This window comes from Muricauda sp. SCSIO 65647, assembly GCF_021534965.1.
Taxonomy (GTDB): domain Bacteria; phylum Bacteroidota; class Bacteroidia; order Flavobacteriales; family Flavobacteriaceae; genus Flagellimonas_A.
Genome location: NZ_CP091037.1, coordinates 699,977 through 720,053, shown reverse-complemented (window position 1 = coordinate 720,053; position 20,077 = coordinate 699,977). Strand labels below are relative to the sequence as shown.

21 protein-coding genes are annotated in these 20,077 nt (G+C 42.9%); 16 read left to right on the top strand and 5 right to left on the bottom strand.

Annotated elements, in window-relative coordinates; genetic code table 11:
- The first annotated feature begins 1 nt into the window (after window position 1).
- From aroA to L0P89_RS03200, 7 genes are all read left to right on the top strand, one after another.
- A complete protein-coding gene (gene aroA, locus L0P89_RS03230) occupies window positions 2-1,231 on the top strand; it encodes a 3-phosphoshikimate 1-carboxyvinyltransferase (RefSeq protein ID WP_235266962.1) in 1,230 nt (409 codons plus the stop codon).
- A 209-nt stretch (window positions 1,232-1,440) separates the two neighbouring features.
- Window positions 1,441-2,490, top strand: a complete 1,050-nt coding sequence (gene queA / locus L0P89_RS03225; protein WP_235266961.1) for a tRNA preQ1(34) S-adenosylmethionine ribosyltransferase-isomerase QueA — start codon at window positions 1,441-1,443, stop codon at window positions 2,488-2,490.
- Window positions 2,491-2,569: 79 nt separating this feature from the next.
- Window positions 2,570-3,610, top strand: coding sequence for a 23S rRNA (adenine(2503)-C(2))-methyltransferase RlmN (gene rlmN / locus L0P89_RS03220; RefSeq protein WP_235266960.1), 1,041 nt, complete (start codon window positions 2,570-2,572; stop codon window positions 3,608-3,610).
- 108 nt (window positions 3,611-3,718) lie between these two features.
- The gene (locus tag L0P89_RS03215) at window positions 3,719-4,696 is read left to right on the top strand and encodes a polyprenyl synthetase family protein (protein ID WP_235266959.1); all 978 of its coding nucleotides are present in this window, start codon (window positions 3,719-3,721) and stop codon (window positions 4,694-4,696) included.
- A gap of 216 nt (window positions 4,697-4,912) precedes the next feature.
- Window positions 4,913-5,485, top strand: coding sequence for an RNA polymerase sigma factor (locus L0P89_RS03210; RefSeq protein WP_235266958.1), 573 nt, complete (start codon window positions 4,913-4,915; stop codon window positions 5,483-5,485).
- An 11-nt stretch (window positions 5,486-5,496) separates the two neighbouring features.
- Complete coding sequence (locus tag L0P89_RS03205) at window positions 5,497-6,213, top strand: hypothetical protein (RefSeq protein ID WP_235266957.1); 717 nt, start codon at window positions 5,497-5,499, stop codon at window positions 6,211-6,213.
- Between the two features lie 86 nt (window positions 6,214-6,299).
- Window positions 6,300-7,376 carry a PorT family protein gene (locus tag L0P89_RS03200; RefSeq protein ID WP_235266956.1) on the top strand — a complete coding sequence of 359 codons (1,077 nt, stop codon included), beginning with the start codon at window positions 6,300-6,302 and terminating at the stop codon, window positions 7,374-7,376.
- 58 nt (window positions 7,377-7,434) lie between these two features.
- Here the strand turns inward: L0P89_RS03200 and L0P89_RS03195 are convergent, their stop codons facing one another.
- Window positions 7,435-7,671, bottom strand: coding sequence for a zinc-ribbon domain-containing protein (locus L0P89_RS03195; RefSeq protein WP_235266955.1), 237 nt, complete (start codon window positions 7,669-7,671; stop codon window positions 7,435-7,437).
- Window positions 7,672-7,771: 100 nt separating this feature from the next.
- On the opposite strand from L0P89_RS03195, the gene dnaG reads away from it, so the two are divergent.
- Window positions 7,772-9,745: a DNA primase gene (gene dnaG / locus L0P89_RS03190; protein WP_235266954.1), complete on the top strand. Its 1,974-nt coding sequence runs from the start codon at window positions 7,772-7,774 to the stop codon at window positions 9,743-9,745.
- Between the two features lie 50 nt (window positions 9,746-9,795).
- Here dnaG and L0P89_RS03185 read toward each other — a convergent pair whose 3' ends face one another.
- The gene (locus L0P89_RS03185; RefSeq protein WP_235266953.1) at window positions 9,796-10,425 is read right to left on the bottom strand and encodes a response regulator transcription factor; all 630 of its coding nucleotides are present in this window, start codon (window positions 10,423-10,425) and stop codon (window positions 9,796-9,798) included.
- 164 nt (window positions 10,426-10,589) lie between these two features.
- Window positions 10,590-11,387, bottom strand: coding sequence for an NAD(+) synthase (nadE, locus tag L0P89_RS03180; protein WP_235266952.1), 798 nt, complete (start codon window positions 11,385-11,387; stop codon window positions 10,590-10,592).
- Window positions 11,388-11,453: 66 nt separating this feature from the next.
- On the opposite strand from nadE, the gene gldB reads away from it, so the two are divergent.
- The 3 genes from gldB to L0P89_RS03165 are packed head-to-tail and all read left to right on the top strand — an operon-like array spanning window position 11,454 to window position 13,154.
- Window positions 11,454-12,422, top strand: coding sequence for a gliding motility lipoprotein GldB (gene gldB / locus L0P89_RS03175; RefSeq protein WP_235266951.1), 969 nt, complete (start codon window positions 11,454-11,456; stop codon window positions 12,420-12,422).
- The gene (gene gldC, locus L0P89_RS03170) at window positions 12,423-12,755 is read left to right on the top strand and encodes a gliding motility protein GldC (RefSeq protein ID WP_235266950.1); all 333 of its coding nucleotides are present in this window, start codon (window positions 12,423-12,425) and stop codon (window positions 12,753-12,755) included.
- Between the two features lie 24 nt (window positions 12,756-12,779).
- Complete coding sequence (locus L0P89_RS03165; protein WP_235266949.1) at window positions 12,780-13,154, top strand: GTPase; 375 nt, start codon at window positions 12,780-12,782, stop codon at window positions 13,152-13,154.
- On the opposite strand, the gene yihA is transcribed toward L0P89_RS03165, so the two are convergent.
- Window positions 13,155-13,766, bottom strand: a complete 612-nt coding sequence (gene yihA / locus L0P89_RS03160) for a ribosome biogenesis GTP-binding protein YihA/YsxC (RefSeq protein WP_235266948.1) — start codon at window positions 13,764-13,766, stop codon at window positions 13,155-13,157.
- 93 nt (window positions 13,767-13,859) lie between these two features.
- A complete protein-coding gene (locus tag L0P89_RS03155) occupies window positions 13,860-14,624 on the bottom strand; it encodes an alpha/beta fold hydrolase (protein ID WP_235266947.1) in 765 nt (254 codons plus the stop codon).
- A 262-nt stretch (window positions 14,625-14,886) separates the two neighbouring features.
- Between L0P89_RS03155 and L0P89_RS03150 the strand changes: the two genes are divergently transcribed.
- The 5 genes from L0P89_RS03150 to L0P89_RS03130 are packed head-to-tail and all read left to right on the top strand — an operon-like array spanning window position 14,887 to window position 20,074.
- A complete protein-coding gene (locus tag L0P89_RS03150) occupies window positions 14,887-15,369 on the top strand; it encodes a division/cell wall cluster transcriptional repressor MraZ (RefSeq protein WP_235266946.1) in 483 nt (160 codons plus the stop codon).
- Window positions 15,332-16,234, top strand: coding sequence for a 16S rRNA (cytosine(1402)-N(4))-methyltransferase RsmH (gene rsmH, locus L0P89_RS03145; protein ID WP_235266945.1), 903 nt, complete (start codon window positions 15,332-15,334; stop codon window positions 16,232-16,234). The genes L0P89_RS03150 and rsmH overlap by 38 nt, the downstream gene beginning before the upstream one ends.
- A 53-nt stretch (window positions 16,235-16,287) precedes the next feature.
- The gene (locus L0P89_RS03140; protein WP_235266944.1) at window positions 16,288-16,605 is read left to right on the top strand and encodes an FtsL-like putative cell division protein; all 318 of its coding nucleotides are present in this window, start codon (window positions 16,288-16,290) and stop codon (window positions 16,603-16,605) included.
- Window positions 16,605-18,614, top strand: coding sequence for a penicillin-binding protein (locus tag L0P89_RS03135; protein WP_235266943.1), 2,010 nt, complete (start codon window positions 16,605-16,607; stop codon window positions 18,612-18,614). Before L0P89_RS03140 ends, L0P89_RS03135 begins: the two co-directional genes overlap by 1 nt.
- Window positions 18,611-20,074 carry a UDP-N-acetylmuramoyl-L-alanyl-D-glutamate--2,6-diaminopimelate ligase gene (locus L0P89_RS03130; protein WP_235266942.1) on the top strand — a complete coding sequence of 488 codons (1,464 nt, stop codon included), beginning with the start codon at window positions 18,611-18,613 and terminating at the stop codon, window positions 20,072-20,074. The genes L0P89_RS03135 and L0P89_RS03130 overlap by 4 nt, the downstream gene beginning before the upstream one ends.
- The last annotated feature ends 3 nt before the right edge of the window (window positions 20,075-20,077 follow it).

Below are 20,077 nucleotides of genomic sequence, written 5' to 3'. Positions count from 1 at the left end.
GTTGAGATTACGACTTTCACCCCTTTCAAACAATAGAATACAGACAGAAATCCAGATTACGGGTTCAAAAAGTGAGACCAATAGATCGTTGTTGCTTCAGGCCTTGTTTCCTGATCTTAAAATAGCGAATCTTTCCAATTCAGATGATGCGGTCGTGATGCAAAAAGGTCTGGCCATCTCGAACGGAAATGTAGATATTCACCACGCGGGTACGGCCATGCGTTTTCTTACGGCCTACTTTGCGTCACAAGAAGAAAAAGAGGTGGTGCTGACAGGCTCATCCCGTATGCAAGAACGCCCCATCAAGATTTTGGTCGAGGCATTGCGCGATTTGGGGGCAGATATCGTTTATTTGGGAGAAGAGGGTTATCCCCCTTTAAAAATCAAGGGAAAACAACTCACAAAAAGTGCTGTTGAGCTACCGGCAAATATCAGTAGCCAATACATTTCTGCCCTGTTGTTGATTGCACCCAACTTAAAGAACGGACTAGAACTTCATTTGGTCGGCAAAATAACTTCGGTACCCTATATCGAGATGACTTTAGGACTTTTGCACCAAATTGGTGTGCAGACATCGTTTAAGGGACAAGTAATCAAGGTGGATCCCAAAAAAGAAGTGGATCCAAAAACTTTGGTGGTCGAATCAGATTGGAGTGCCGCCAGTTACTTTTACAGTATTATGGCCTTGGTCGAGCCAGAAAGCCAGATTACACTTTCCTCCTATAGAAAAGATTCATTGCAGGGCGATAGTGTGCTAGCTGAAATTTATCGCGATTTTGGGGTGGAGACACATTTTGAAAACCATAAAATAGTTTTGAGAAAGTTTTCGAGCCCGAAACCCAAGACATTGGAGTATGACTTGAGCAATGCCCCAGACATCGCACAAACCATTGCGGTCACCTGTTTTGCATTGGGCATTGGTTGCCATTTATCTGGTCTGCATACCCTGCCCATCAAAGAAACAGATCGTCTTTCCGCAATGAAAACCGAGCTGGAAAAATTTGGCGCTTCGGTCAGTATTACTGAAGAAAGCTTAATGTTGCAACCCTCAGAAATAAAATGTGTCGATGTCTCGGTCGACACGTACAATGACCATCGAATGGCCATGGCCTTTGCACCACTTGCCATAAAAACCGGCTTTACGATCAATGATGCCGAAGTGGTTTCAAAATCCTATCCCGATTTTTGGGAGGATATGAAAAAGGTAGGCATTGAAATCAAAAGCGTATAGCATATTTAATGCCCAATTACTTGACATCCCCCTTTTGCGGATTGTATATTTGCAACCTTTAAAAAAAATCCAAAGAACCGAATGAAATTCAAATGATCAAAATAATCTTTATGCGCAAGGTTCAACGATTATTTTGATTATCAAAGGTTACCTGCCTGTGCTGAGCATAGCTGAAGCGTGACCGATGAAAAGCAATAAGAACTATACACATGAAACTATCCAACTTCAATTTTGAGCTTCCGAAAGATTTATTGGCAGAATACCCAGCCGAGAACAGAGATGAGTCCAAGCTGATGGTCATTCATCGAGAAACAGGAAAAATCGAACATAAAATGTTCAAAGACCTTATTGACTACTTCGATGAAGGTGATGTTATGGTATTGAACAACACAAAAGTGTTTCCTGCGAGACTATATGGAAATAAGGAAAAGACAGGGGCACGTATCGAAGTTTTTTTGTTGCGGGAATTGAATGAAGAACAGCGTCTTTGGGACGTACTCGTAGATCCTGCCAGAAAAATACGAATAGGAAACAAGTTATATTTTGGAGAGGATGAGAGTCTGGTAGCCGAAGTCATCGACAATACCACTTCTAGGGGGCGTACCCTTCGCTTTTTGTACGATGGTTCTTATATGGATTTCCGAAGAAAACTGAAAGAGTTGGGTGAAACCCCATTGCCAAAATATATCAAGAGAGCTGTTGAGCCCGAAGATGAAGAACGCTATCAGACGATCTACGCCAAATACGAGGGCGCAGTTGCGGCACCCACTGCTGGGCTGCATTTTTCAAAACATCTGTTGAAGCGTCTTGAAATCAAGGGTATCGATTTCGCTGAGGTAACACTACATGTAGGTCTGGGAACCTTTAATCCGGTTGAGGTCGAAGATCTTTCAAAGCACAAGATGGACAGTGAAGAGTTGGTCATCGATGAAAAGGCAACCGAAGTAGTCAATCGTGCCAAGAATAGCAAACGAAAAGTCTGTGCTGTGGGTACTACGGTAATGCGCGGATTGGAAAGTGCCGTATCATCTGAACAAACATTGAACACGTTTGAGGGTTGGACGAACAAGTTCATTTTTCCCCCATACGATTTTAGCATCGCCAACTGTATGGTCACCAATTTCCATTTACCAAAGTCAACCCTGTTGATGATGATCTCGGCGTTTATGGGCCATGACTTGATGAAAAAGGCATACAAACAGGCAATACTGGAGCAATACCGCTTTTATTCGTATGGTGATGCCATGTTGATTCTTTAAAGCAACAGGTCGCTACGGATGCGGAGAATACATAAAATCCCGATGCAGATCGGGATTTTCTTTTTCTACCTTTGTCAAAATGGTCCAAGAAAAAAAAGACATTCGGGCACTGAGCAAAGAACAATTGCGTGATTTCTTTGTTGCCCAGGGTGACCACGCCTATCGGGGCAATCAAGTCTATGAATGGCTTTGGCAAAAATCGGCTCATTCTTTTGAAGGTATGACCAACCTTTCCAAAGATACCCGCGAATTGCTCAATAAGAACTTTGTCATCAATCATATATCGGTAGACCAAATGCAGCGCAGTGCCGATGGTACCATTAAAAATGCCGTGAAGCTACATGATTCGTTGGTGGTTGAATCGGTATTGATACCGACCGAGACGCGTACCACCGCATGCGTTTCAAGTCAGGTAGGTTGTAGCCTTGATTGCCGTTTTTGTGCTACTTCACGTTTAAAGCGCATGCGCAATTTGAATCCAGACGAAATTTATGACCAGGTAGTCGTCATAGATAAACAGAGTCGTCTCTACTTTGGCAGGCCGTTGAGCAATATTGTCTTTATGGGCATGGGCGAACCCCTGATGAACTACAACAATGTGCTCAAAGCTATCGAGAAGATTACCTCAAAAGAAGGCCTCGGCATGTCACCTAAGCGTATTACCGTCTCGACTTCGGGAGTGCCCAAGATGATCAAGAAAATGGCCGATGAAGAAGTACGCTTCAATTTGGCGGTATCGTTACATTCTGCAATCGACGAGGTCAGAACCGGTATCATGCCGTTCAATGAAACGTTTCCGTTAAAAGACCTGAGGGAGGCCCTACAATATTGGTATGCCAAGACCAAGAATCGTATTACCTACGAATATGTGGTTTGGAAAGATATCAATGATACCCAAAAAGATGTTGATGCCTTGGTCAAATTCTGCCGCTTTGCTCCTTCAAAAGTGAATTTGATCGAATATAACCCCATTGATGACGGTGAGTTTTCACAAGCATCTGATGAGGCACTTCAACTATATCAAGAAACCTTGCAGGATAACGGAATTGTGGTTACTGTTAGACGCTCACGCGGAAAAGATATTGATGCGGCTTGCGGGCAGCTTGCCAACAAGTCGTAACCATCATATCAACAGAAACCGATTTTTGTGCACTTTAGCTATTTTGGCAGACCAAACCCCTGATTTTCGCTACTTTTGATACGCTGAACCAACAGACCTAGTCGTCGTTTGAAAATTGCCGCGCAAATACGGGAGCCGATTGAAAAAGAAATGGAGCTTTTTGAGGAAAAGTTTCGTCAATCAATGTCTTCAAAGGTTTCACTTTTCAATAGGATCACTTTTTATATCGTCAATAGAAAAGGCAAGCAAATGCGGCCCATGTTTGTCTTTTTGACCGCCAAAATGCTTAACGATGGTAAGGTGAACGACCGCACCTATACCGGTGCATCCATTATTGAATTGATACATACCGCCAGCCTTGTCCATGATGATGTGGTAGATGAAAGTGACAAACGAAGAGGCTTTTTCTCCATAAATGCCCTGTGGAAGAATAAAATTGCCGTTCTGGTAGGTGATTTTTTATTTTCAAAGGGACTTCTCGTGGCTCTTGAGCAAAAAGACTACGATTTGTTGCATATCATCTCAAATGCGGTCAAGCAAATGAGCGAGGGAGAGCTCTTACAGATTGAAAAAGCACGTCTGCTCGATATTACCGAAGAAGTGTATTATGATATCATACGTCAAAAAACGGCAACACTTATCGCTGCCTGTTGCAGTATGGGAGCATGTGCGGTAAAACCCGGTTCTAAAGAAGTCGAGACTTTTAGAAGGTTCGGCGAGCTATGCGGAATGGCCTTTCAGATAAAAGATGACCTTTTCGACTACGGTGAAGAACGCATCGGCAAACCCACAGGTATCGATATCAAAGAGCAAAAAATGACATTGCCCTTGATTTATGCCCTTAACAATAGTGATAGCAACAGAAAACGTTGGTTGATAAACTCCATTAAAAACCATAACAAGAACAAAAAACGGGTCAAGGAGGTCATCGCCTATGTCAAAGAAATGGGGGGGCTCGACTATGCCGTTTCAAAAATGCTTCAATTCAAAGACGAGGCACTTGAGCTACTGAATGACTATCCGAATACCCCTTATAAAGAGTCTTTGGTGCTTATGGTGAACTATGTGGTGGATAGGAAGAAGTAGGTTTGCTAGACGCTAGACGCTAGACGCTAGACGCTTGACGCTTGACGCTTTTGCGCTTGACGCTTGACTACAAACTATTAACTACTAACTACAAGCTACTAACTATTAACTACTAACTACCAACCCCTCACCAAAGCGAACCCTCAACTTTTTTCGACCTCAGACAACCTTTTTAAAAATACATGCGTCTATATTTATAGAACAAACCGAGAACCCTTGAAAATTATTCCGTTCTATAGCAACGAGAAACAATTGATCAAAAAAGCCATTTCTGGTGAGAGGCAGGCACAGCGGACCATTTATGAAAAGCATTCGCCAAAGATGTTGAGTCTCTGTAGGCAATATATCAAAGATGTGCATTTTGCTGAAGATGTGATGGTCGAAGGTTTTGTCAAGGTGTTTAAAAACTTGAGGGCTTTTGAACATCGTGGAAGTTTTGAAGGGTGGATTCGAAAAATCATGGTGCGGGAATGTATTTCGCATTTGCGAAAAAAACAATTTGTGGTTTTCGATGAGGAGGCCTTTCAGTATGTGAAAGATAGAAGTGAAAGTGAATCCTCTATGATGGATGTCGAACACATACAGCATTTAATCGATGGTTTGCCCGAAGGATACAGAATGGTTTTTGTATTACACGCCGTAGAAGGATACAAGCATGAAGAAATTGCTGAATTATTGAAGATTACAACGGGCACTTCAAAATCGCAGCTTTTCAAGGCTAGAAAGATGTTGCAAGAAAATTTAAAATTGGATAAAATTTCTTCTCCCACACGGTCGAGGGGAAATTGAACAAAATAAGTATGGACAAATTTGAAAAACACATTAAGCGTAAGCTTCAAGAGCGTGAAATAAAGCCATCAGAAGCGGCATGGGAGAAACTGGAAGCTCGATTGGGCCCTGAAACTTCTCGCCCAAAGAGAAGATATCGCTGGTACGCTGTGGCCGCTGTTTTTGTAGGAGTATTGTTTTTATCAATGTTCTTTTTCAGTTCAGATGGCGAACAAACGACCAAAGAGGAAATAGTGGATACGGCACCTGAAAAACCAAAGGTAAGAGAATCTGGTACGGTACACGATGAAATGGAAAAGGGTACCGAAACCATAGCCGAAGGGAAACGGGGCCGTGAAAAACAAGAATCCATTATGGATACCAAAGAAGTATCCAGAGCAACAATTGCCCTAGCAAAAGGCGATAGTGCCAAAAAGACCAGAAATGAGCCTGTAGATGATGGTAGAAGTCTCATCGACGAAAAACTTGATGAGGTAATGGCCCAGGTGACGTTGCTTGAGAGCCAGAACAGACAGGTGACCGAGGCTGAAGTCGACTCATTGCTAAGAGCGGCACAGCGTGAGATTTTGACCGAGAAGGCAATTCAAAGAGATGGCGCCGTTGACGCAATAGCACTTTTGAATGAGGTCGAAAGTGAACTTGATCAAACCTTTAGAGATGAGATTTTCGATGCACTGAAACAAGGGTATTTCAAATTGAAGACCGCGGTAGCCGACCGTAACAATTAATAATTCATCAATCAAATTCCTGCTCCGGTTCCTCCCCATAGTCAATATGTGGGAGGTCGGGAGAGGAATGCTAAACCAAGACAATCATGAGAAAAATCACAACATTTTTAGTGTGCTTGCTATTGGCCTTATTGGCGCAACAATTAAAGGCCCAAGAAGATTATAAAAAAAGAATAAAAGTTCTAAAAGAGCAAAAAGAAAAAATTGCCAGACAAGAAAAGGAAGCCTTGAAAATTGAGGTGCAGGCCATCAACAAAAGATTGGATCGGGGAACACTCACTAACGAAGAAGCAAAGATTTTAAAGGAAGAGGCCGCTAAGAAAAGAGCCATGAACATTGAAAATCGAATGGCCATTATCGATAACCAGATTGCCCTGATAGATAGGAATGAGGGAGAGGTTTTTTCAAATATGGAGAATGATTCAATTCCAGAAGATCAAGTGAGAATAGGAATTGATATCGGAGGCAAACCTTTCGAAGAGTTCATTTTCAGAAGTAAAGGATGGAGAGAAGATGTAAAGTACGATAGGCGTACCTATTCTGATTTTGTTCTTGCCATTGGTTTGAACAATGCCATAATCGATGGGCAATCATTGGATGAATCACCTTATAAAATTGGCGGTAGCCGTTTTTTTGAGATGGGCTGGCAATGGCGCACCCGTGTTTTTAGAAAGTCTAATTGGCTACGTTTCAACTATGGATTCTCTTTTCAGTTCAACGGTCTAAAGCCTGATGACAACCAATACTTTGTGCAAAACGGCGATCAAACTGAGTTACAGGAATTTGATGTGGAATTGGATAAGGCTAAACTGCGAATGGATAATTTGGTTTTTCCTGTACATTTTGAATTTGGCCCCTCAAGGTACTATGAATCTGAGAAGAAAATTCGATATTCTTTGCACAGACAGTTTCGTTTTGGCATTGGCGGTTATGGCGGATTCAATCTCGGTACCAGACAAAAACTTAAGTACACCAGGGATGGCGAACGGGTAAAAGACAAACTCAAACGCGATTACAATACCAGTGATTTGATCTATGGGCTGAGTGCCTATGCAGGTGTAGAAGGCGTGCTGTTATATATGAAATATGATTTGAACCCCATTTTTAAAGATGCTGCGGTTGAACAACGAAATATCTCCTTGGGCCTTCGATTCGATCTTTGACCATGTTGCCATTTTCAAATGAATGGAAACACATTTTTCGGGAGGGAAGCGATTATTTCTAAATTGCTTCCCTCATTTCTTTTGAAAACTCTTCCTTGTAATATGCCCGTCTACAGTGTGAACACTCGGCAAATTGCAATGTTTGTACACGAAAAAGTGGTATCCAGAACAAGTGAAAATAGTTAGGTTGCGAGATGATGGATAATGTTCCTCTTTGTTTGCAATGGGGGCAGGTCACATTTTGCAACTGTCGAATGCTTTGCTTTCCCCTGCGGGTTCCGAAGAAAAGGATCATGCCTTAATTTTATCTAAATTTAGCAAAGTTCCATCTACATTTGGCGCTTGATTGTGTGAGGGTAAAAATCCGTATTTTTATCCACTTCCATGAATGATAAATGATAGCAAAGACCACCATAGACCAAGTGTACGAAACTGCCCGTGTTGAGGAGGTCATCGGTGATTTTGTGCAGTTGAAGAAATCAGGCTCGAACTACAAGGGGTTGAGTCCGTTTACCGATGAACGCACGCCCAGTTTCATGGTATCACCGGTAAAGCAGATATGGAAGGATTTCAGTAGTGGAAAAGGGGGCAATGTGGTTGCCTTTTTGATGGAGCATGAACACTTTACCTATCCCGAAGCGATTCGCTATCTCGCTAAAAAATATAATATAGAAGTTGAGGAAACCGAACAGACTTCTGAAGAAAAAGAACAGGCCAATGAACGCGAGAGCATGTATCTCGTCTCTGAGTTCGCCCAAAAATATTTTGCGGATATCTTATGGCAATCAGAACCTGGCATGGCCATTGGTCAGACCTATTTCAAAGAACGTGGTTTCACGAAAGAGACAATTAAAAAATTTGGCCTCGGCTATGGTCTCGATGAATGGGAAGCCTTTACAAAAAATGCCCTTGAAAAAGGCTATCAATTAGAGTTTCTTGAAAAAACGGGCCTTACCATTGTCAAAGAGCAGAGTGATGGTAGTAAAAAAACCTTTGATCGCTTTAAGGGCAGGGTGATGTTTCCCATACATTCGATGAGTGGACGCGTATTGGGTTTTGGGGGCCGCATTCTGACCAGTGATAAAAAGGCGGCAAAATACCTGAACTCACCCGAAAGCGAGATTTACCACAAGAGCAAAGTACTCTATGGCATCTATTTTGCGAAACAAGCCATTGCAAAAGAAGATAATTGCTATTTGGTCGAAGGCTATACCGATGTGATTCAGATGTACCAATGCGGCATCGAAAACGTGGTGGCGTCGAGCGGTACGGCCTTGACACCTGAGCAAATACGATTGGTGAACCGTTTGACCAAGAACATTACCGTTTTGTTTGATGGTGATGCTGCGGGCCTACGGGCATCGTTGCGGGGCATTGACCTGATTTTAGAGCAGGGTATGAACGTAAAGGTCTGCACGTTTCCAGAAGGTGAAGACCCCGACAGTTTTGCCAAAAACAATGCCTTTGAAGATGTGGTACTGTACCTAGAAGAACAGTCGAAAGATTTCATCCAGTTCAAGACCTCGCTCTTGGTCAAAGAAGCGGCCGATGATCCCATTAAACGTGCTGAGACCATAAGGGATATTGTGCAGAGTATCGCCAAGATTCCCGATCGTATCAAGCAAGAGGTATATATACAAGAATGTGCCAAAATGATGCAGGTTTCAGAGGGGGTGCTATATGATACCTTGGCACAATTGACCAAAAAAGGAATTGCCGACGCCAATAAAAGACATAGACAAGAACAAAAAGCCTTTGAAGTGGTCAAAAATGAGGCTGCCGTAGAAAAGGTCGATGTTCAGTATGAATTAGAGCGCAAGATTATAGAAATGCTATTGCTATATGGTAATGAAAAGCAAGAATTTGAAGATCTGGTGCTCAAAGAAAATGACGAGGGCGAGTTGGTGTTGGAGCCCGAAAAGGTAGAAGCCAAAGTGTACGAAAAAATCTATTTGGATTTACAGGAAGATGAGATTGAACTGAGCAATGAGAATTTCAAGCATGTATATTATAGATTGATAGAGGCGCTCAACAAAAAAGAGAATTTCAATATCAACGAATTCATGGTAGGGCTAGATCAAGGTTTTGTCAGTGAGCTTTCATCTATACTAATGGAAGAAGAAAAGTATGCACTGCATAATTGGGAGCGAAAAGACATCTACCCAAAAGAAAAAGAACACGGTATCGCCCAACTGGTCGGGGAGACCATTTTAACACTTCGCTGTAATTTGATCAGAAACCGTATTGCCCAACTACGGGAACATACAAAAGAATCACAAGACGACCACTCTGAGACCTTGGAAGAAATTGTCAATTACTTACAATTGAACAAATTATTGAACGCCAAATTGAGTAGGGTACTATCTTAAAAAGAAAAACCCCAAAAAAATTGGGGTTTTCACGCAATGTCAATTGTTATTTAGTATAACTCAAGCGCTTTTGCTTGTTGCAACAAATCTACGAGGTTGTCAACATTCAATTTACGCATTAATCTCGCTTTGTAAGTGCTAACGGTTTTCTCGTTGAGATTTAAGCCCTCAGCCACTTCTTTGTTACGTTTTCCACTGGCCAAAAGTTTAAGCACTTCGATTTCTCTTGTAGAGAGTTTTCTGAAGAACCTACGAGGTTTCTGGGTGCCTTCATCAAAGGCCAAACGCTGTGCCAGTTCATTGGTGATGAACATATTGCCTTCGCTCACCTTTCGAACGGCAGAAACGATATAATCCAAGTCTGCAGCTTTAGAGAGATAACCGTAAGCCCCTGCACGAATGGTACTTAAGGCATAAACATCCTCAGATTGGCCGCTGTACATAAGTACTTTGGCATCTGGAAATTCTTGTTTGATTTTTCTTAGTGTTGCAATGCCGTTGATTTCAGGAATATCCATTTCAAGCATTACCACATCGGGGGAGATTTTTTCCAAAGTTTCGAAAAGTTCAGTGGTCGATGAGACATCGGCCACCACCTCCATGTCGGAAACTGAATCAATCACCTGCTTAACGCCCAAGCGTACAATAGGGTGATTGTCAGCAACTAAAACTTTAATCATTGTGGTAGGTTTTCTTATTTCTAAATTATAAATAGGTTGGTCGTAATATATCGCCTACAAAAGGTGACAGGCAATTTAACCAATTTGGGGAACAAATGTGCCATTTTTTTCTTAAAACCACAGAATTTTTGGGGTTTTAATCGTTTTACTATCCATTTTTACGGTTAATCGGTTGTTTTTAAAGAATTTGGAATCTCGCATATGGGTATAGGAACCATCTTATGCTTGTTGGCCCTATTTAATTTTTTATAGATGCTGAAGACTTCCTGTTGCCTACCTGTAAAATCTCCAGCGCTTTTTCCTTCGTCATCCATTTTCATGGCCCACTCCAATTCAGGATAGGAAGCGCCAATCTGGTCTTCATCAGTACGGTTGTCGCCCCATAGGCCATCGGTCGGGGGTGCATCCATGATATCTTGGTTGATTTCCAAGACCTTCCCCAGTTCATATACCTCGGTCTTCAGCAAATCGGCAATGGGACTGAGGTCAACGCCACCATCGCCGTATTTGGTATAGAATCCCACACCGAAATCTTCCACCTTGTTGCCAGTTCCCGCAACCAAATATCCCTTAAGGGCAGCAAAATAGTATAAGGTGGTCATGCGCAGGCGCGCACGGGTATTGGCCAAAGACATAAAACGTTCTTCTTCGTTTTCGACTTTGGGCAAAGCGGCGACCAGATTATCAAAAACGGGAGTGAGATCGACAGGTTGGCGAGACACGTTCGAGAAATTTTGCACCAGCCAGTCTATATGGCGATCTGCCCGGTTCACCTGTTTCTCAGATTGGTGTATGGGCATTTCAATGCACAGAACATCGAGTCCGGTTTTGGCGCATAGGGTAGAAGTGACGGCAGAGTCTATTCCACCAGAAACACCCACTACAAATCCTTTCATTTTTGCATTTCTGGCGTAGTCTTTTAGCCACGTCACGATATATTCGATGACCTTTTCAGTTTGCATGAATCAGTATTTAGAATCAAAGATTTATTTTTGTGCCCTGTAAAGGTAAACCCTGGGCCTTAAAAAATGAAGCATAGAGCAAAATACCTTGTGATACTGGTCTCTTTGGCGATTTTGCCTTCATGCCATCAAGAGAACCGACGTGAAGCTGAAATAGCCAAGGTGCCCATTGACTTGAAAGTACTGCGCTTCGATGCTGAGTTTGATCAAGCGACCCCAGATGACTTGCCTGGCTTAAAGGCAAAATATCCTTACTTGTTTCCCGAAAGAACACCTGACTCCATTTGGATCGGTATGATGGCCGATACCCTACAACAACAGTTGGCCGACGAGACCTACAAGGTATTTGGTGATTTTGAAGCCCAAGAACAACAAATTCATCGATTGTACCAGCATATCAAATATTATTTTTCAGAGAAAGAGTTGCCAAAGGTAGTGACCTTGGTCTCTACCGTCGATTATGAGAACCGTGTGGTGTTGGCCGATTCACTATTGCTTTTGGGGCTTGATAATTATTTGGGAAGCGATCATAAGTTCTACAAGGGTCTTTCAAGTTACATTGCCCAAGGGCTTGATTCAAAATACTTGTTGTCTGATGTGGCCAGTGCCTTTACCAAAAAGGTAAATCCATATCCGCGAGACCGCACGTTTTTGTCGCGAATGATCTATTATGGAAAAGAGCTTTACCTAAAAGATAGATTTCTCCCCAACGATACCGATGCCCAAAAAATTGGCTACTTGCCGGAGCAACTGCAGTGGGCCCAGAAGAACGAAGAACAGATTTGGCGCTTTTTCATAGAACAGGAGCTGCTCTATAGTACGGACTCAAAACTTGATAAGCGCTTTTTAGATCCTACACCCTTTTCAAAATTTGGCTTGGATTTCGATAATGAATCGCCGCCCCGTATAGGGCGCTATATGGGTTGGCAGATCGTTAAGGCCTTTATGAAGAAAAACGATGTAACCCTGCAGCAACTTTTGGCGTTGCCTGCCGATGAAATCTTTAAAAAATCAAACTACAAACCCAAACGATAGATGGCGATAGTACATACTTCAGAAATACGATTGAAAGTAGGTCTTGATGAGAATCGAGTACCTGAAGAACTCACATGGTCGGCAGAAGATGGTGGTGTTGACAATGAAGAGGCCAAGGCTATGATGCTGTCTGTCTGGGACAGCAAAAACAAAGAGTCGCTCAAAATTGATCTGTGGACAAAAGACATGCCCGTTGATGAAATGAAACTGTTTTTTTATCAAACCTTGATGACCATGGCCGATACCTTTATGAAAGCCACCCAAAATGAAAAGATGACGGCCACCATGAAAGATTTTTGTGATTATTTTGCCGAGAAGTTAGAGTTGAAGTAATGCTTCAGCCGTGATTTTTGATTCATGAAAAAGAAAGCTTCCCAAAAGCTCATTTTTGTCTATAATGCCGATTCAGGTGTCCGAAACGCAGTTTTGGACAGCATGCACAAAATATTCAGTCCATCGACCTATGATTGTAACCTGTGTGACATCACCTACGGTACTTTTGCCGAAAACCGTGCCTGGAAACGCTTTCGTAAAGACAGCCCGCACGAAATGGTGTTTTTGCACAGAGATGGGTTTTCTAAACGCTATGCGAGCAAGTTTGGGTACAAATTTGACTTTCCGATTGTGCTTGTCGAAGGTCAAAAAGGTCTAGAGGTATTGATTTCGAACCGAGAGCTGAATGGGCTCAAAACGCCCCGTGCACTCATTCGGTTGGTGAAAGAACGCACCTAGCTAGTTTCGTTTGGTGATTTCTTGATTGATGGTCTCAATATAGCCCAATACCTCATCACGCCCAGTTCGATGGGCGGCAGAAGTCACAAAATGAATTGGGGTCTCTTCCCAAGCGGTATCGAGCAGTTGTTGCAAATAGACCTCTACGTTTCGTTCAACGGCGGCCGGTTTCAACTTGTCAGCTTTGGTGAAGATGATTCCAAATGGAATTTCGTTTGAACCGAGCCACTCCATAAACTCTAAATCGATTTTTTGGGGTTCGTGGCGAATATCGACCAAAACAAAGGCACTCACCAATTGTTGTCTTTTCAAAAAGTATTGCGTGATGTATTGCTGAAAGGTCTTTTTGTCTTTCTTGGAGACGCGCGCATAGCCATAACCGGGCAAATCGACCAAAAACCACTGATCATTGATTTTGAAATGGTTGATAAGCTGCGTCTTACCTGGACGCCCTGAGGTTTTGGCCAGCCCTTTTTGCCCGACGAGCATATTGATCAACGAAGACTTGCCCACATTGGATCGTCCGATGAAAGCATATTCGGGCAGTGGCTCTTTCGGGCACTTCGCTACATCAGAATTGCTCATGACAAATTGGGCCGAAATGATTTTCATGATCCTAAGATAAAAAATGGACGATAATGATCAAGGGAATAAAACGGGGAAATTGTTTATTGAGCGACCATCATCAAGCATCGAACAGTAACATTAAAACTCCCTTTTGTGCAACCATGCCTCTAAAATGACATTGAACTCCTCAGGGTGTTCCATCATAGGGGCGTGACCGCACTTCTCGATCCAAAAAAGGTCTGAATCGGGCAATAGTTGGTGAAATTCCTCCGCAACATTTGGCGGCGTGACCGTGTCATTTTTCCCCCAAATAATGCAGGTGGGGGTATTCATTTTCGGGAGGTCTTTTGACATGTTATGGCGAATGGCACTTTTGGCAATGGCCAAGGTCTTCACCAATTTCATGCGGTCATTGACCGTGGCATAGACCTCGTCGACAATTTCCTTGGTGGCCACTTTGGGGTCATAGAAAACATCTTCGGCCTTTTTCTTGATGAATTCATAGTCGCCACGTTTGGGATAGCCATCACCCATGGCACTTTCGTACAAACCTGAGCTACCGGTAATGACCAAGGCCTTGACCATTTCAGGAAACATCTTGGTGTGCAAGAGACCGATGTGGCCGCCCAAAGAATTTCCCAAAAGAATGACATCGCTCAAACCTTTGAACTCAATGAAGTCTTCCAAGAATTTTGCGAAGTTCTTCACATTGGTCTTGAGTACGGGCATATCATAGATGGGAAGTTCGGGGATTAATACTTTGTAGCCCCTTTTTGGAAAGTAATCGGTGACTCCGTGAAAATTACTGAGCCCGCCCATAAGGCCATGTAAAATAATCATCGGCGTACCGTCACCATTTTCAATATAGCGGTACTTGCCGTCTTTTATGATTTCGTCTTCCATCAATATTAGCTCGGTCTAGAGCGGCAAATATAGGCAATTCGCGGCACTATGAAATTGGGCCTTGCCAATGCTTCAAAACGATAAATAGTGTTGTCGGGCAATACCATGACCAAGATTCAAAGTGGTTAAAAAGAGAGAATTACAATATCTAGTGGGATTTTTACGTTAAATTTCTAGATTTTTAATAAATAAGTGGGATGAAGTGGGGAAAAATGTTTCAGAATATATATATTTGATTTTAGTAATCTGACCAAACTGTTTTATGATCAACATCATAGGTACATTCAATTGTAAGGCAGACGCCAAAGGCAGGGTGACGATTCCGTCAAGCCTGATGTCTCAGTTGGCGCCCCTTTTGAATGATGGCTTTGTCATAAAACATGGTCGGTTTTCCCACTGTCTTGAACTTTACCCCAAGTCAGAATACAACCGTATGATGATGCAGTTGAAAGAGAAAGACCAGTTTGATCCCGATAACGTGAGAACCTTGCGAAAGTTTGTTGAGGGGGCACAATTGGTCAATATTGATGACAGTAATCGATTGCAGATTCCAAAGGCACTTGCAGAGCACGCCTTGATAAAAAAAGAAGTGAAAATCACTTCTACCATTAATATCATTGAAATATGGGACAAAGAGAGCTATGACAGGGCCAATGATATAAATAGAGACGAATTCAGTTCAATGCTCAAAACGGCTTTTGGAAAGAATGACAAATCCGTATCACAGTCCGGTACTACTCAATGAGTCGGTTGATGGATTGAACATAAAGAAAGATGGAATATACATTGATGCCACTTTTGGTGGCGGAGGGCATTCCAGGGAAATACTGAAAAGGCTGGGTGATGATGGGAAGTTGATTGCGTTTGACCAAGATAAAGAAGCCTTGGTCAATGCAATTGAAGACCCGAGGTTTCAAATGATAAATGAGAATTTCAGGTTTCTGAAGCGTTTTTTGAAGTTCTATGGCATTCTGAAAGTTGATGGAATCTTAGCAGATTTTGGAGTGTCTTCACACCAGTTCGATAAGGCCGAGCGCGGATTTTCAACTCGTTTTGAAGCCAACCTAGACATGCGAATGGACCAAACGGCCAAACTTTCGGCATATGAAGTGGTCAATGAGTATAGTGAGGCCGATCTGATTAGAGTGTTGGATGACTATGGTGAAGTTCGCACCGCCAAGGGTATGGCAAGTGCGGTCATCAAGGTGAGAAAAGAGGCACCGATCGAAACGACCATGCAATTAAGGGAGGTATTGCAACGGTTTCTCCCAAGAAAGCGAGAGAACAAAATATTGGCACAGGTGTATCAGGCCATTCGAATAGAGGTCAACCAAGAGATGGAAGCGTTAAAGGAGTTTCTATTGCAAACACCTGAGGTTTTGAAGAAAAGAGGGCGGTTAAGTTTGATCAGTTACCATTCTCTTGAAGACCGTTTGGTGAAACGGTTTATTCGATCGGGCAAGTTTGAGGGAGAGCCTGAGAAAGATTTCTTTGGAAACATTGAAGTGCCGTTCAAACGAATAGGGAAGATGCTTGTGCCATCAACTGAGGAAATTGCTGAAAACAATAGGGCGCGGAGTGCAAAACTGCGTATCGCGGAAAGAATTTGAAATGGTATTTGCCACACTGGGCTGGTTAAGGTGTGCTTGCAAGAGGTCAGAAAATGAAAAAAGGATTATTGGACATATTACGAGGTAAATTTTTGGTGAGCGACGATGCTCCCAAAAATTGGTTGTTTTTGCTTTTTGCATCCTTTTTGGCCGCCATTATGATATCGAGTAGCCACAGAGCCGATAAAAAAGTACATGAGATAGCCGCTTTGAACGAAGAGGTTCGAAAGCTGAGAAGCGAATTTTTAGATATGCGCCGTTCGGTGCAGCAACTAAAACTCGAGTCTTCGTTGCAGAACAAAGTAGCCGATAGGGGATTGCTCCCTTCAAAAAATCCACCACAAAAAATTAGGGTCAAATCTGAAAGATAATGGCGATAACCGAAAAGAACATCATGAATAGGCTGTATGTAGTGGCAGCCTGTCTCTTCCTCTTTTCTTTGGCCATTGTGTACCGATTGGTCGATATTCAAATGGTCAAAGGCGAAGCATATAAAGATTTGGCATTGGGCAAGACCGAAAAAATGTTCACCATTGAGCCCAATCGTGGTAATCTCTATGCAGAAGACGGTAGCTTGTTGGCGGCTTCAGTGCCCAAGTACGAGATCAGGTTTGATGCCAATACGGTATCTAAAGAGAATTTTGAAAAATATATGCCGGCATTGGCAGATTCGCTGGCAAATCTTTTTGACAAGCCCCCATCGCACTATCGCCAGTTGTTCAGAAAGGCTCGTGCCAATGGCAATGGCTATAAGCTTGTTGCCCGAAATGTGGGGTATCTGGATTTTGTTCGTATAAAGAGTTTTCCACTGTTCAGGTTGGGTCCGAACAAGGGAGGGTTTATCGAAAAATACAGGGTAGTGCGTGAATATCCCTTAGGAAAAATTGCCGCGCGCAGTATCGGTTATGAAAGAATCGATGAAAACGGCTACTATACCCGTGTAGGACTCGATGGGGCCTTTGGCGAACCTTATCTAAGAGGGAAAGAGGGCAAACGCCTCAAACAAAAGATTGCCAAAAATCGCTGGAAGCCTATAGGCCTTGACAATATCGTAGAACCACAAGATGGTCAAGATGTGGTCACGACCATCAATACCAACATACAAGATATTGCCCACCATGCGCTGTTGGCACAGCTTGAGAGGTATAGTGCAGACCATGGTTGCGTAGTGGTCATGGAGACCAAAACGGGCGAGATCAAGGCCATTTCGAACCTGGGCCGTACCGAAGAGGGTAAATATTATGAGAAGCTGAATTACGCGATTGGTGAATCGCATGAACCCGGTTCGACTTTTAAGCTGATGTCAATGATAGCTGCCCTAGAAGATAAAGTCATCGATACCAATGCCATTATTGATACCCAAAAAGGTCGTTGGCGCATTTATGATCGAACCGTCAGGGATTCGAAGCATGGGGGGTATGGTGAAATCTCTTTGGCCGAGGCATTCACGGTCTCTTCGAACACGGCTTTTGCCAAAATGATCCATGAACATTATAAAGAACAGCCTGAGCGGTTTGTGGATCGTTTGATGAACATGGGTCTTCATGAAGATTTAGGCCTACCCATAATCGGTGAAGGACGGCCTGTGATTAGATACCCTGGTGATAAAGGCTGGTCAGGCATCTCTTTGGCTTGGATGTCACACGGCTATGAGGTGGCCATGACGCCCATGCAGACCTTGGCCTTTTATAATGCCATTGCCAATGATGGCGAGTTTGTCAAGCCTAGGTTGATCAAAGAAGTGCGAATCGGCAACAAAGCGGTGCAGCGTTTCAGAAAAGAGGTGGTAAATCCCTCCATTTGTTCAAAAGAGACGGTCAAGAAGGCCCGACAGTTGTTGAAGGATGTGGTCGAAAAAGATTCAGGCACAGGTCATCGCCTGTATTCAAAGAATTTTTCAATGGCAGGGAAGACAGGTACGTGTCAAAAGAACTATGTGGCCAAAGACCCCGATAAGCTGGCCTATATCTCTTCGTTTGTGGGGTACTTTCCTGCCGACAACCCAAAATATTCATGCATTGTGGTCATTCATGAACCCGATAAGAGTGTGGGCTACTATGGAGCTGATGTTTCTGGGCCTGTATTCAAGTCTATGGCACAAAAAATTTATGCAAGTTCTCCCTTGGCAGATGAGGTAGAGGACGAAGCTCCTGAGATTCCCGAACTGAAAGAAGAGTACAAAAGTTATTTCGTGCATGCCCAACAAGAGTATAGGCAGATTCCCAATGTCAAGGGCATGAGCGGGATGGATGCCGTTTCCATTCTTGAAAACCTAGGACTCGAAGTAGAGGTGAAGGGCAATGGAAAGGTAAAACGTCAATCGGTTGCACAGGGCACTGATGTCGATAAGGTGAAAAAAATAGTATTGGAGCTTTCATGAAATTGTTGAAAGACATATTGTACAAGTCAGGTATCACAGCGGTGAGCGGTGATACCAATGTATTGATCAACCATATTCATTTTGATTCAAGAAAAGTGAACATGGACGATGTTTTCGTGGCCGTCAAGGGCCTGACCACAGATGGGCATGGGTACATCGAGAAGGCGGTCGGGCAAGGGGCCAAGGCCATTGTTTGTGAAATGCTTCCCGAAGTATTGGTCAACGGCATTACCTATGTTGAGGTAAAAGAAAGCCAAACGGCCTTGGCGATGATGGCCTCCAACTTTTATGGTAACCCTTCCAAAAACCTAAAACTCGTTGGGGTCACGGGCACCAATGGCAAGACCACCGTCACAACGCTCTTGTACAATCTATTTAAAAAAGCCGGCTATAAGGTCGGCCTTATCTCTACCATCAAAATCATGGTAGATGACAAAGAATTTCCGACATCCCTTACCACACCCGATTCATTGACCATCAATGAACACCTGTATAAGATGAGTGAAGAAGGGGTCGAGTTTTGTTTTATGGAAGTGAGCTCACACGGCATTCACCAAAAAAGGGCCGAGGGGCTTCACTTTGAAGGGGCTATTTTCACCAATCTTTCACACGATCATTTAGACTATCATAAGACGTTTGCCGAATACCGTGATACCAAGAAAAAACTTTTTGACAATTTGTCGAAAAAAGCTTTCGCGCTTACCAATGTCGATGATAAGAATGGACTGGTAATGATCCAGAACACACAAGCCCAAAAATATACCTATGCCCTGAAATCGTATGCAGATTTCAGGGGACAGATTTTAGAGCGCCAATTCAATGGACAACTGTTGAAAATTGACGAGAATGAACTGTGGACAAAGTTAATTGGCGATTTCAATGCCTACAACCTGTTGGCCATTTATGCTACTTCAGATTTATTGGGTTTGGAAAAGATGGAGATTCTGCAGCTCATCAGTGATTTAGAAAATGTAGATGGCAGGTTTCAATATCATATATCGAAAAAGAAAATAACGGCTATTGTTGATTATGCCCATACACCGGATGCACTTAAAAATGTGTTGACAACCATCAACACGTTGAGGACTGGAAATGAAAACGTCATCACCGTAGTGGGGTGTGGTGGTGATCGTGACAAGTCTAAGCGTCCGGTTATGGGTCATATCGCCTCAGAAATGAGCAATCAGGCCATTTTTACTTCCGATAATCCGAGAACCGAATCTCCTGAAGTGATAATCGAAGAAATGGAGGCGGGTGTAGAGCCTCAAAATGTGACTAAAGTGCTGGCCATAGAAAATAGAAGGCAGGCCATCAAGACCGCCTGCAAATTAGCTGTGCCAAAAGACATCATTTTAGTGGCTGGCAAAGGGCATGAGACCTATCAAGAGACCAATGGCGTACGAAAAGAATTTGATGATTTCAAGGAAGTGAAAAAGGCTTTGGCCGAACTGGAAAAATAACAA

Coding starts and splice junctions, on each gene's coding strand:
- L0P89_RS03135 (WP_235266943.1), top strand. CDS start 16,605: ATGGCGATAACCGAAAAGAACATCATGAATAGGCTGTATGTAGTGGCA.
- L0P89_RS03185 (WP_235266953.1), bottom strand. CDS start 10,425: ATGATTAAAGTTTTAGTTGCTGACAATCACCCTATTGTACGCTTGGGC.
- L0P89_RS03205 (WP_235266957.1), top strand. CDS start 5,497: ATGGACAAATTTGAAAAACACATTAAGCGTAAGCTTCAAGAGCGTGAA.
- gldB (WP_235266951.1), top strand. CDS start 11,454: ATGAAGCATAGAGCAAAATACCTTGTGATACTGGTCTCTTTGGCGATT.
- dnaG (WP_235266954.1), top strand. CDS start 7,772: ATGATAGCAAAGACCACCATAGACCAAGTGTACGAAACTGCCCGTGTT.
- rlmN (WP_235266960.1), top strand. CDS start 2,570: ATGGTCCAAGAAAAAAAAGACATTCGGGCACTGAGCAAAGAACAATTG.
- gldC (WP_235266950.1), top strand. CDS start 12,423: ATGGCGATAGTACATACTTCAGAAATACGATTGAAAGTAGGTCTTGAT.
- L0P89_RS03195 (WP_235266955.1), bottom strand. CDS start 7,671: ATGATCCTTTTCTTCGGAACCCGCAGGGGAAAGCAAAGCATTCGACAG.
- L0P89_RS03140 (WP_235266944.1), top strand. CDS start 16,288: ATGAAAAAAGGATTATTGGACATATTACGAGGTAAATTTTTGGTGAGC.
- L0P89_RS03165 (WP_235266949.1), top strand. CDS start 12,780: ATGAAAAAGAAAGCTTCCCAAAAGCTCATTTTTGTCTATAATGCCGAT.
- rsmH (WP_235266945.1), top strand. CDS start 15,332: ATGACAAATCCGTATCACAGTCCGGTACTACTCAATGAGTCGGTTGAT.
- L0P89_RS03150 (WP_235266946.1), top strand. CDS start 14,887: ATGATCAACATCATAGGTACATTCAATTGTAAGGCAGACGCCAAAGGC.
- queA (WP_235266961.1), top strand. CDS start 1,441: ATGAAACTATCCAACTTCAATTTTGAGCTTCCGAAAGATTTATTGGCA.
- nadE (WP_235266952.1), bottom strand. CDS start 11,387: ATGCAAACTGAAAAGGTCATCGAATATATCGTGACGTGGCTAAAAGAC.
- yihA (WP_235266948.1), bottom strand. CDS start 13,766: ATGAAAATCATTTCGGCCCAATTTGTCATGAGCAATTCTGATGTAGCG.
- L0P89_RS03130 (WP_235266942.1), top strand. CDS start 18,611: ATGAAATTGTTGAAAGACATATTGTACAAGTCAGGTATCACAGCGGTG.
- L0P89_RS03200 (WP_235266956.1), top strand. CDS start 6,300: ATGAGAAAAATCACAACATTTTTAGTGTGCTTGCTATTGGCCTTATTG.
- L0P89_RS03155 (WP_235266947.1), bottom strand. CDS start 14,624: ATGGAAGACGAAATCATAAAAGACGGCAAGTACCGCTATATTGAAAAT.